Annotated in this window: 11 protein-coding genes; 9 read left to right on the top strand and 2 right to left on the bottom strand. The window is 65.7% G+C overall.

Going from position 1 to position 11,714, the window contains the following annotated elements; genetic code table 11:
• The first annotated feature begins 40 nt into the window (after positions 1-40).
• The 7 genes from ACPVPU_RS08585 to ACPVPU_RS08555 all read left to right on the top strand — a co-directional run bounded on the left by ACPVPU_RS08585 (position 41) and on the right by ACPVPU_RS08555 (position 6,332).
• Positions 41-331, top strand: a complete 291-nt coding sequence (locus tag ACPVPU_RS08585) for a GIY-YIG nuclease family protein (protein WP_448657517.1) — start codon at positions 41-43, stop codon at positions 329-331.
• A gap of 99 nt (positions 332-430) precedes the next feature.
• The gene (gene lpdA, locus ACPVPU_RS08580; RefSeq protein ID WP_448657516.1) at positions 431-1,831 is read left to right on the top strand and encodes a dihydrolipoyl dehydrogenase; all 1,401 of its coding nucleotides are present in this window, start codon (positions 431-433) and stop codon (positions 1,829-1,831) included.
• A 133-nt stretch (positions 1,832-1,964) separates the two neighbouring features.
• On the top strand, positions 1,965-2,282 hold the full coding sequence (locus ACPVPU_RS08575) for a GCN5-related N-acetyltransferase (protein ID WP_448657515.1): 318 nt from the start codon (positions 1,965-1,967) through the stop codon (positions 2,280-2,282).
• A 134-nt stretch (positions 2,283-2,416) separates the two neighbouring features.
• Complete coding sequence (locus ACPVPU_RS08570) at positions 2,417-3,052, top strand: SRPBCC family protein (protein ID WP_448657514.1); 636 nt, start codon at positions 2,417-2,419, stop codon at positions 3,050-3,052.
• Positions 3,052-4,236, top strand: coding sequence for a zinc-dependent alcohol dehydrogenase (locus tag ACPVPU_RS08565; RefSeq protein WP_448657513.1), 1,185 nt, complete (start codon positions 3,052-3,054; stop codon positions 4,234-4,236). Before ACPVPU_RS08570 ends, ACPVPU_RS08565 begins: the two co-directional genes overlap by 1 nt.
• Positions 4,233-5,255 carry an SDR family oxidoreductase gene (locus tag ACPVPU_RS08560; RefSeq protein WP_448657512.1) on the top strand — a complete coding sequence of 341 codons (1,023 nt, stop codon included), beginning with the start codon at positions 4,233-4,235 and terminating at the stop codon, positions 5,253-5,255. The genes ACPVPU_RS08565 and ACPVPU_RS08560 overlap by 4 nt, the downstream gene beginning before the upstream one ends.
• Before the next feature lie 60 nt (positions 5,256-5,315).
• Positions 5,316-6,332: an NAD(P)H-binding protein gene (locus tag ACPVPU_RS08555; RefSeq protein ID WP_448657511.1), complete on the top strand. Its 1,017-nt coding sequence runs from the start codon at positions 5,316-5,318 to the stop codon at positions 6,330-6,332.
• Positions 6,333-6,351: 19 nt separating this feature from the next.
• Here the strand turns inward: ACPVPU_RS08555 and ACPVPU_RS08550 are convergent, their stop codons facing one another.
• On the bottom strand, positions 6,352-9,030 hold the full coding sequence (locus ACPVPU_RS08550; protein WP_448657510.1) for a valine--tRNA ligase: 2,679 nt from the start codon (positions 9,028-9,030) through the stop codon (positions 6,352-6,354).
• Positions 9,031-9,135: 105 nt separating this feature from the next.
• Between ACPVPU_RS08550 and ACPVPU_RS08545 the strand changes: the two genes are divergently transcribed.
• Positions 9,136-9,684, top strand: a complete 549-nt coding sequence (locus ACPVPU_RS08545) for a GbsR/MarR family transcriptional regulator (RefSeq protein WP_448657509.1) — start codon at positions 9,136-9,138, stop codon at positions 9,682-9,684.
• 80 nt (positions 9,685-9,764) lie between these two features.
• Positions 9,765-10,769, top strand: a complete 1,005-nt coding sequence (locus tag ACPVPU_RS08540) for an SRPBCC family protein (protein WP_448657508.1) — start codon at positions 9,765-9,767, stop codon at positions 10,767-10,769.
• On the opposite strand, the gene ACPVPU_RS08535 is transcribed toward ACPVPU_RS08540, so the two are convergent.
• Positions 10,732-11,361, bottom strand: coding sequence for a lysoplasmalogenase family protein (locus tag ACPVPU_RS08535; protein WP_448657507.1), 630 nt, complete (start codon positions 11,359-11,361; stop codon positions 10,732-10,734). The genes ACPVPU_RS08540 and ACPVPU_RS08535 overlap by 38 nt on opposite strands.
• Between the last annotated feature and the right edge of the window lie 353 nt (positions 11,362-11,714).

Below are 11,714 nucleotides of genomic sequence, written 5' to 3'. Positions count from 1 at the left end.
CTAGGCTCCTGCTTTCGCAGGAGCACGGGCCGGGAGAAGCATGACGAAGACCGGATATGTCTACATCATGGCCAGCAATCGCAACGGCACGCTCTATATTGGCGTGACCAGCGATCTGATCGGCCGGGCATATCAGCATCGCATGGGGCTGGTTGAGGGTTTCACCAAACGATATGGCTGCAAGACGCTGGTCTGGTTCGAAGCGCATGACGATCTGCAAGCGGCACGCTACCGCGAACTGCAGATGAAGAAATGGAAGCGGGCTTGGAAGGTCGAACTGATCGAGCAGACCAACCCGCAGTGGAAGGATAGGTACGAAACGTTGCTTTGACGTTCCCAGTGCTCCTGCGAAAGCAGGAGCCCAGAGCACCAAGCGACGTCCCTCGTAACCCTGGACCCCTGCTTTCGCAGGGGTACGATGGAGTGAGTGATGGCGAACGATACGTACGACTATGACGTCCTGGTAATCGGTGCCGGCCCTGGCGGTTATGTTGCCGCCATCCGCGCGGCTCAGCTGGGCCTCAAAACCGCGTGCGCGGAAAGCCGCGAGACGCTGGGCGGCACCTGCCTCAATGTCGGCTGCATCCCGTCCAAGGCGCTGCTCCACGCGTCCGAACTGTTCGAGGAAGCGGCAGGCGGCAAGCTCGCCAAGCTGGGCGTCAAGTTCGACAAGGTCAGCCTCGACCTCGATGCCATGCACGCGCAGCGGCTGGAGGCAGTGAAGGGCCTGACCGGCGGCATCGAATATCTGTTCAAGAAGAACAAGGTCACCTGGCTCAAGGGTCGCGCCGCGTTCACGGACGCGCACAGCGTCACCGTGGGCGAGCAGACCGTCACCGCAAAGCACATCGTCATCGCCACCGGCTCCAGCGTCACCCCGCTGGCCGGCGTCGAGGTCGACCAGCAGGTGGTGGTGGACTCCACCGGCGCACTGGAACTGCCCAAGGTGCCCGAACATCTCGTCGTCATCGGCGGCGGCGTCATCGGCCTTGAACTGGGCAGCGTGTGGAAGCGGCTGGGCGCCAAGGTCACCGTGGTCGAATATCTCGACCAAATCCTGCCCGGCTTCGACGGCGACGTTCGCAAGGAATCGCTCAAGCTGTTCAAGAAGCAGGGCATCGAGTTCAAGACCGGCACCAAGGTGACGGGCGTCACGGTGGATGGCGGCAAGGCGACCGTCACGCTGGAACCGGCCGAGGGGGGTGACGCGGAAACGCTGACCGCCGACAATGTGCTGGTCGCCATCGGCCGCCGTCCCAATACCGATGGCCTGGCGCTCGACAAGGCGGGCCTGTCCGTCAACCAGCGCGGCCAGATCGAGGTCGGCCACAGCTTCAAGACCGCCGTCGACGGCATCTGGGCGATCGGCGACGTCGTCCCCGGCCCCATGCTGGCCCACAAGGCGGAGGATGAAGGGATCGCGGTCGCCGAGAACATTGCGGGCCTGCACGGCATCGTGAACCACGACCTGATTCCGAGCGTCGTCTATACCATGCCCGAAATCGCCGGCATCGGCCTGACCGAGGAAGCGGCGCGCGAAAAGGGCGAGATCAAGGTCGGCAAGTTCCCGATGGCGGGCAACAGCCGCGCCAAGACCAATCACGAGCCGGACGGTTTCGTGAAGGTGATCGCCGATGCCAAGTCAGACAAGGTGCTGGGCGTGTGGATCATCACCAGCGTCGCGGGGACGATGATCGCCCAGGCGGTTCAGGCGATGGAGTTCGGCGCGACCAGCGAGGACATCGCCCTCACCTGCCACGCCCACCCCACCCATCCGGAGGCGCTCAAGGAAGCGGCGATGGCCGTGATGGGCAAGCCGATCCACATCTGATCCGCGTCCGCGTCGGCGAAGGGATCAGCCCTGCTGATCCCGAGCGCACAAGACGCGGACGGCCAGCGGCGCTCGGGCGCCGACTGACGGCATGGGCTTTGCGCATGCCTTCCGTCCGGATAATCGCATCGCCATGATCACCGACCGCGCCTCCCTCGAATCCCGCTGGCTGACGTTGACCCGCACCGACCTGCCCTCGGTCGCGGCCGAGCGCCGCTGGCCGATCCGCGCCGATCATTGTTTTCAGCGCGTGCTGCTCGATCACGCGGCGGGCGGCGTCTGGTACGATCACATCGCCGGCCGCCCGGCTTATGCCCATGCCGATGCCGCCCTGCTTGCCCGGGCGGTCGCACTGGGCGAGGCGGTGCGGTCCGGGACCGCGGACTTGCCCGCCCTAAATCGCCAGTCGATCGCGTGGCGACGCACTCGTAAGCAGGAAGGAACAGGCTGACCCGACACAGCCGCACCGAACGGCTCGGTTGATCGCTCCCACGCCTCCGTTCATCGCAATCGTTCATTTGCAGGCAACCCTCGGCCGCCTGATGCGCTCACTGCGCAACAACCGGACAAACAGGGGATTATCCCATGCAGCGCAAGAATTTGGCGCTGACGGGCGCGGCCATCGGTGTGGCTGCGGCTGTCGGCGGGCTATTGGCCATTGGCGGCCGCACGCGGAGCGACACAGGATCGCATGATGACGCGCCCGGTCGAACGGCCCGGCGCAAGCCATCGGACGACAAACGGGTCACCGGCAAGACGGTACTGATCGCCAAGCCATCGCGCAGCGAACTTTACGATTTCTGGCGGGATTTCAGCAACCTGCCACTGGTCATGGAAAATTTGGATGCCGTCGAGCGGATCGACGACCAACGCAGCCGGTGGCGGATCAAGGCGCCGGGCGGCGGCACGGTCAGCGTGGAAACCATCATTGCACAGGACCGGCCGGGCGAGCTGATCGCGTGGCGCTCTACCGAAACGTCGGAGATCGAGACCGAGGGCCGCGTCACGTTCCGCGATGCTCCGGCCGACCGCGGCACCTATGTCGAACTGGTCATCGCCTATCAGCCGCCGCTCGGGGTGGTCGGACAGGCGGTAGCCAGCCTGCTCCAGCGCGAACCGGCGATCCAGTCGCGCCGCGATCTGCGGCGGTTCAAGATGCTGATGGAAACCGGCGAGGTTGCCACCGCCAAGAACCGCCTTGACCATGAGGAGACGGTCTGATGCGCGCCCTTTGCTTTCACGGAACGAAGAATGTCAGCGTCGACACGGTTCCGGACCCCATGATCGTCAATCCTCGCGATGCGATCATCAAGGTGACGAGCACGGCGATCTGCGGATCCGACCTGCACCTGTTCGACGGGGTAATCCCCGGCACCCGGCCCGGCGACATTCTGGGCCACGAATTCATGGGCATCGTCGAAGAGATCGGTCCGGGCTCGACCTTGAAGCGCGGTCAGCGCGTCGTCGTGCCGTTCACCATCTCCTGCGGCAGCTGCTATTTCTGCGGCAAGCAGCAATTCAGCGCCTGCGACAATTCCAACCCGGTCGAAACACAGGAACTGGGCGAAACCATCTATGGCTATCCGATGACCGGCATCTTCGGATATTCGCACCTGACCGGCGGCTATCCGGGCGGACAGGCGGAATATGTCCGCGTGCCGTTCAGCGATGTCGGACCCATCGTCATCGAGGATGACGGGCTGGACGACGACAAGGTGCTGTTCCTGTCGGATATCCTTCCCACCGGCTGGATGGCGGCCGAAAATGCCGCGATCGAACCCGGCGACACGGTTGCCGTCTGGGGCGCAGGACCGGTTGGCCTGTTCGCCGCTCAAAGCGCCCGCATCATGGGTGCGGAACGCGTCATCGTGATCGATCATTATCCGCGCCGACTCGAACTGGCACGCGGTCTTGGCTGCGACATCATCAATTTCCGCGAAACCCATGTCCGCGAGGCGCTTGCCGAGATGACCGGCGGCGTCGGGCCGGATGCGGTCATCGACGCGGTGGGGATGGAGGCGCACGGCTTCGCCATCGACAACATGATCGATATCGCCAAACAGACCATCGGCATCGGGGCGGACCGCACATCGGCGCTCAAACAGGCGATCCTGTCGGTGCGCAAGGGCGGGCGGATTTCGGTCCCCGGCGTCTATGGCGGCCTGACTGACAAGTTTCCGATCGGGGCAGTGATGGAAAAGGGCGTGACGCTGCGCACCGGCCAGACTCATGTGCAGAAATATATGACCGACCTGCTCGCGATGATCTCGGACGGGGTGATCGACACGACCTTCCTGATCTCGCATCGCCTGCCGCTCGAGCAGGCGGCGGACGGCTATCGCCATTTCCGCGACGAACAGAATGAATATACCAAGATCGTCCTCAAGCCGGGGATGGCGGCATGATCCGGCAGAAACCCCTGAACCAGCAGGTCATGGTCATCACCGGCGCGTCGTCCGGCATCGGCCTGGCCACCGCCCGCATGGCGGCCTCGGCTGGCGCGAAAATACTGTTGGTGGCGCGCAACGGTGACGCGCTGGAAAAGGCCGTGGCGGATATCCGTCAGTCCGGTGGCACTGCCGACCATCTGGCGGTGGATGTCGCCGATGCGGACGCAGCGCAACGGATCTCCGCCAAGGCTTTGGCATCGCTTGGCCCGATCGACACCTGGGTCAACAATGCGGCCGTCGCCTTGTTCGCCCGGCTGGATCAGACCACGCTGGACGAACAGCGCCGGGTGTTCGACGTCGGCTATTTCGCCACCGTCGCCGCATCGTTGCATGCCGTCGAACAGATGAAGGCGACCGGCGGCGGCACCCTGATCAACGTCGGATCGGTTCTGTCCGAACGCGCCGCCCCGCTGCAGGGTGCCTATTCCGCCATGAAGCACGCAGTGCTCGGCTTTACGGAGGCGCTGCGGAGCGAGTTGCAACAGGAAGGGGCGCCGATTCAGGTAACCCTGATCAAGCCGCACGGCATCGATACGCCCTATCCCGAACATGCCCGCAACAGGCTCGGCAAACCGGCGCAGATCCCGCCGCCCTTGTACAGCGCCGACTTGGTAGCAAAGGCCATCTGCTTTGCCGCTGCCCATCCCCGCCGCGAATTGCTGGTCGGCGGGGCTGGCATGTCGGCCACCGTCGTCGGCAATCTGGTGCCCGGCCTGTCGGACTGGCCGATCGCCAAGCTGTTCGGCCGGTGGAACCAGACCAATGATCAGCCTCCGGAGCCGGGCGCATCGGATAACCTGTTCGAACCGCGCAGCGACGGGCGCGTGGCGTCCAATCAGACACGCTTCGTCCGGCAATCCAGCCTGGCGCTGGCGGCCCAGCTCCACCCGGCGCGTGTCGCGGGCGGTGCGCTGGTCGCCGGCGGCCTGGCCTATTGGCTGCTGCGCGGACGCATGCACCGAACGAAGGACTGACGGCCGGACCATGTGCCCTCCCCTTGTCGTCCGACAGCGGATGGGCGACAGTCGCGCGGCATGGATGCCACGCCAACTGAAGCCGCAGGAATGGCGGAACCCATGCCGTCCCGGCCTCTACGGGTCGTAATCGCGGGTGGAACGGGCACGATAGGCAGGGCTACCGTGGCCGAACTCGTGCGGCGCGGCTACCGGGTCCTGTGCCTGACCCGTCCGGATCGTCCTTCAACGTCGGACTTGTCGGCGGGCATCGATACATGTCCCTTCGATCCGACCAGCCCGGATGACAGTCATCTGACATGGCTTAACGACGGGCCGGTGGATGCCGTCATCTCCTGCATGGCATCGCGCACCGGCACCCCATCGGACGCCTGGGCAGTCGATCATGCTGCCAACCTCGCTTTGCTGAACGCGGCCCGACGGGCGGGCGCGGCGCACTTCGTCCTGTTGTCCGCCATCTGCGTGCAGAAACCGCTGCTGGCGTTCCAGCACGCCAAGCTGGCGTTCGAAGCGGAATTGCAAGCCTCCGGCCTGGCCTGGTCAATCGTCCGGCCCACCGCCTTCTTCAAATCGCTGTCGGGCCAGATCGACCGCGTGTGCGCCGGCAAGCCGTTCCTGTTGTTCGGCGACGGCAGGCTGACGGCGTGCAAACCGATCAGCGACCGCGATCTTGCCGCCTATCTCGCCGATTGCCTGACGGAGCCCGCCCGCGCCAATCGCATCCTGCCGATCGGCGGCCCCGGCCCGGCGATCACGCCGCGCGAACAGGGCGAGGCATTGTTCGCAATGACGGGTCGGCCGCCCCGCTTTCGCTCGGTGCCCATCGGCCTGCTCAACGGGATCATCGCCGGGCTGGGCGTCGCTGGCCGGGTGGTCCCATCCCTGGCCGACAAGGCCGAATTGGCCAGGATCGGCCGATATTACGCCACCGAATCCATGCTGGTGCGCGATCCCGTCACCGGGCGCTACGATGCAGCCGCCACCACGGAAACCGGCACCGACACCCTGTTCGATCACTACCGCGCCGTGCTGGACGGAGCCGTCACCGTCGACCGCGGCGATCACGCGGTATTCTGAGCGCGACCGGCACGTCCTGCTATCCCAGCCGCGCGAGCGCCGCCGTCAGCCGATTCGCCTCCGCTGCCTTTTCCGCATGATCGGCCCGCGCCTTTTCCACCGCCTCGGGCTTCGCACGCTCGACAAAGCTGGGATTGGAAAGCCGCCCGGCCAGCGCATCCCGCTCCTTCGCCGCAGCAGCAATCGCCTTGGTCAACCGCGCCTTCTCGGTCTCCAGATCGATCACGCCTTCCAGCGGCAGGACCAGCACCGCTTCGTCCACCACCACCTGCAGCGCGCCGCCCTCAGGCTCTGCGCCCTCCGCCCGGTCGATCCTCGCCAGCCGCGCAATCGCCGCTGCCTGCCGGTCAAGCCGCCCCAGCGTCGTCTCGCCCGCATCGCGGAGGTGGAACGCCAGCCGTGCGCCCGGCGGCACGTTCAGTTCAGCCCGCGCCGCCCGCACCTCGCTCACCAGCCGGATCAGCCAGTCGATCTCGCGCCCCGCCTCCGCATCCAGCGAGCGCGCATCCGGCATCGGCCATTTGGCGACGATCAGGTCATGCTCCCGCTCGCCCAGCGCGTGCCACAATTCCTCGGTCACGAACGGCATGAACGGGTGGAGCAGCACCAGGATCTGATCCAGCACCCATCCGGCCACCGCACGCGTTTCCGCGCCGCCCTCGGCCCCTTCGGTCTGCAGCACCGGCTTGATCAGCTCGACATACCAGTCGCAGAACCGGCTCCACGCGAACTGATAGATCGCGTTCGCCGCCGCATCGAACCGCAGCTCGGCCAGCGCCAGATCGACCGCCTGCACGCACGCCACCGTCTCGCCGATGATCCAGCGATTGACCGCCAGGCTCGCTTCCGGCGCCGCAACCGATGCGCTCGCCCCGATCCCGTTCGCCTGACAGAATCGCGCCGCATTCCACAGCTTGGTGGCGAAGTTCCGGTATCCCTCGACCCGCGCCTCGTCCATCTTCACATCGCGGCCCTGGCTCTCCATCGCCGCCATGAAGAAACGCAGGGCGTCCGCGCCATATTTGTCGATCAGGCCCAGCGGATCGACCACATTGCCCTTGGACTTGGACATCTTCTGCCCGTCCGCCGCGCGCACCAGCCCGTGCAGGTACAGCTTGCGGAACGGCACATCGCCCATGAAATGCATCCCCTGCATCATCATGCGCGCATCCCAGAAGAACAGGATGTCGAACCCGGAAATCAGGATGTCGTTCGGATAGCGGCCGCCCAGCGTCCGGTCGCCATTCTCCGGCCAGCCCAGCGTACCGAACGGCCACAGCGCGGACGAGAACCAGGTGTCGAGGACGTCATTGTCGCGGGTCAGCGCGACGCCTGCCCCCGCCTCGGCCTGTGCCTCCGCCTCGGTTTCGGCGACGAACACCCGGCCGTCCTCGGCATACCATGCCGGGATGCGGTGCCCCCACCACAATTGCCGCGACACGCACCAAGGCTGGATATTGTCCATCCAGTGGAAAAACGTCTTTTCCCACGACTTCGGCACGACCTGGATCGCACCGGATTTCACCGCCTCGATCGGCCCCTTGGCCAGCGTCTTGGCGTCGACATACCATTGGTCGGTCAGCCATGGCTCGATCACCACGCCCGACCGGTCGCCATAGGGCGTCTGGATCGTGCGCGGCTCGGCGTCATGCTCGGCCCCGTCCTTGTCGACATGCGGGATCAGCCAGCCCTCGGCCTTCAGCCGCTCGACCACGGCCCGTCGCGCATCGGCCCGGTCCAGCCCGACCAGCTCGGCGGGGATCATCCCGTCGGCCGTCTGGCAGACAGCGGCCCTGGCATCCAGCATGTTGAGCATCTCGGCGGGTTTAATCCCGCTGCGAACGCCCACCTCGAAGTCATTGAAATCATGCCCAGGCGTGATCTTCACCGCGCCCGACCCCAGCGCCGGATCGGCGTGCTCGTCCGCGACGATGGGGATCAGCCGCCCGGTGATCGGCAGCCGCACCTGCTTCCCCACCATCACCGTATAGCGCGCATCCTCGGGATGCACCGCCACCGCCATGTCGGCCAGCATCGTCTCCGGCCGCGTCGTCGCCACCTCGATATGGCCGCTCCCATCCTCAAGCGGATAGCGAATCCGCCAGAAGCTCCCCTTCACCTCGCGCGTCTCGACCTCAAGGTCGGAAATCGCCGTCCCCAGCCCCGGATCCCAATTCACCAGCCTTTTGTCGCGGTACAGCAGACCCTGACGATACAGGTCGACGAACACCTTCAGCACCGCCTTGCTGAAGCCATCGTCCATCGTGAACCGCTCGTCGGACCAGTCCATCGAACAGCCCAGCCGGCGCAGCTGCCGCGTGATCGCCCCGCCGCTCTCCGCCTTCCACTGCCACACCTTGTCGACAAACTGCTCGCGGGTGAAGTCCGTCCGCTTGCTGCCGGCCGCGTTCAACTGCCGCTCGACCACCATCTGCGTGGCGATACCGGCATGGTCCATGCCGACCACCCATCGCGCATCCTTGCCCTGCAACCGCGCATGGCGGGCCAGGATGTCCTGCAACGTATTGTCCAGCGCATGGCCGATATGCAGGCTGCCGGTGACGTTCGGCGGCGGATTGACGATCGTCCATGGCTCCGCGCCGGGCCGTTCGGGGCGAAACAGGCCGCGCTCCTCCCAATGGGCATACCAGCGGGCCTCGATTTCGGCGGGCGTGAACGTGCGGGACATTTCGGTCATGCTCCGCGCAATAACCGGGCGGACGGTCAGCGCAAGAGAGCGCGGCATTCCCGATTGACTCATCAGCATCATCTGTTATTTCTGTTTTTACAGAAAGGATCGCAAGTGAGCCTGTTCGACCATCCCGATGCCAAGGCGTTCATCCTCCACTGGGGGGAAATGGGCACGCACTGGGGCGTCAACCGATCGGTGGCTCAGGTCCATGCCCTGCTCTATCTGTCGGAGCATCCCCTACCCGCCGACGACATCACCGACACGCTCACCCTGGCCCGCTCCAACGTCTCGACCGCGCTCAAGGAGCTGACCGGCTATGGCATCGTGCGCCGCGTCCATATCGACGGCGACCGCCGCGATCATTTCGTCGCGGAGACGGACCTGTGGGAAATGCTCATGCGCATCACGCGGGAGCGCAAGCGGAGAGAGATCGACCCGACGATCCAGCTGCTCGACGAGCTGGCCGAAAGGCTCAAGGCGGACAAGACCGCCCCGCCCCAGGTCCGCGACCGCATCGTGCGGATGCATGAGTTCATCGGCACGCTGGGCGGCTGGTACGATCAGGTCCGCGTCCTGCCCAAACCCACCCTTGTGACGCTCATGAAGCTGGGCGCCAGGGTCGCCCGTTTCATCCCCGGGTCCGGCAAGCAGGAAGGCTGAACTGCCCGCCGCCCGTCCAGTCCCGATCAGCCGCGCCCGTATGTTTCTGTATTTCCAGAATGAACTGAAGGCAGATTAACATGAACCTCAAATCGCCTCGCCTGCCGACCGCCGCCCGCCGCATCGCCGGTGCCTTTGCGGTCGCCCTGGCCTTTGCGCTTGGCGTCTATCTGTTGCTCGACTCCACTCGCCCCGGCGCGTTGGTGGGCTTCACCTTCCTGCTCGTCCTGCCCGGTGCGACGACGGCGTTCATCGCCTGGGTCGGCGATCCGCGGGGCGAGCGAAGCCGCGGCTGGTATCTGGGTGCGGTCCCCTTTTCGCTGATGTTCATTGTCATTGTCGCATCAGCGGTTTTCCTCCGCGAAGGGGTCATCTGCATCCTGATGCTCGCCCCGCTCTGGCTGGCGAGCAGCATGATCGGCGGCGCGCTCACCATGAAGCTGCGCCACCGCCGCCAGCCCCATGAATCGATCGAGGCCACCTTCAACGCCAGCGTACTGCTGGTCCTCCCGCTCGTCGCCTTTCAGGTCGAACCGATGATCCCGCTGCCCCGCGATCGCTATGCGGTGACGCGCAGCATCGACATCGCCGCCGATCCGATGACCGTTTGGGACATTGCCAAGGGCGCCGGGGTAATCCGTGCGGACGAGGGACGCTTCACGATTTCGCAAAGCCTCATCGGCCTGCCGCGCCCCGTCGGCGTGCGTCTCGATGCCGACCGGCTGGGCGCGGTCCGTCATGTCGCGTGGCAGGACGATATCCGCTTCGATGAAGTCGTGACGGCATGGCAGCCGGGACAGCGGCTGCATTGGGATTTCCGTTTCGGACGCGCCGCAATGGACGGCTGGGCGATGCAGGACCGGCACCTGATGCCCGACAGCCCGCATTACCGGATCACCGATGGCGGCTATCGGCTGGAGCCATTGCCCGGCGGCGGCACCCGCCTGACGCTGACGACCAACTATTGGGCGCAGACGCCGGTCAACCCCTATGCCCGCCTCTGGGGCGAACTCCTGATCGGCGACGTTTCGGGCAATGTGCTGATCATCATCCGCGACCGTGCGGAATGGGACGAGAGCCATTAACCGCCACGCCCCACGCAATCAGCGCCTGGCCCGCGAAATAGGTCGGCCAGATCAGCGCCTCCCAGCTGTCGAACCCGCCCATCCGGGCAAACAGGATCAGGTCGGACACGACGAACAGCATCGCGCCGATGCCCACCCGGTATCGGGGAAAGCGGCTGGTCCACGCCAGTGCCGCCATGCTGCCCAGTCCCGCCGCATAGACGGCGACGCCGACATCGCGGCTCAGCAAGGCGGCGATCAGCGAGGTAGCAGGCGCGATGATCCAGCCAAGCAGGCGCTGGCTCCGGCTCATCGCAGCCCGCCGTTGCCGGGCGAACAGCGCGATATAGACCAGATGCCCGGCCAGGAACGCGACCGCCCCCACGGTCAGGCTCACCGCCGCCAACAGGACGTCGCCCAGCGCCCCCAGCGCCAACGCCGCCGCCAGCAGCCGCCCGTCGCCATTCCGCGCCGTCATCGCAGCCCAAAGTGCGAGCAGCCCGACGCCCAGCCCCTTCCATACGACGACTCCCGGCCCGCTCAGGTCGGTCCACCCGACCAGCGAATAACTCGCCCCCGCGATCAGCGCCGCAATCCAGATCAGTCGCGCCATATGCTCTCCCACTCGTGCTGAGCCTGTCGAAGCACTGCCCTTCTTCCGGCCCCGACGCCAGCATTCCCCGTCACCCCAGCCTTGTGCCGGTGTCCAGCTTGCCACCGCACGCCCCTACCGCTGCTGCCGGCTGGATGCTGGATCAACTCCGGCATGACGAGAAAAGACAGAGGCCCCTCACTCTTCCGCACCTGACGGCACTCCCTCCCTCTCCCGCTTGCGGGAGAGGGAAGCGGTGGGAAGGGTAAGGGCCTTCCTTCCTCTTCCCCTTCCCATCCCGCCCCTTTCCTACACACCCGGCTTGCGCCTAGGCTCCGCCTGCGCAAAAGCCCCGTGTATCACGCGGGAACACC

Source organism: Sphingomonas paludis, assembly GCF_053502515.1.
Note: the sequence above shows the minus strand (reverse complement) of the source record. Positions and strands in the feature narration are given on the sequence as shown.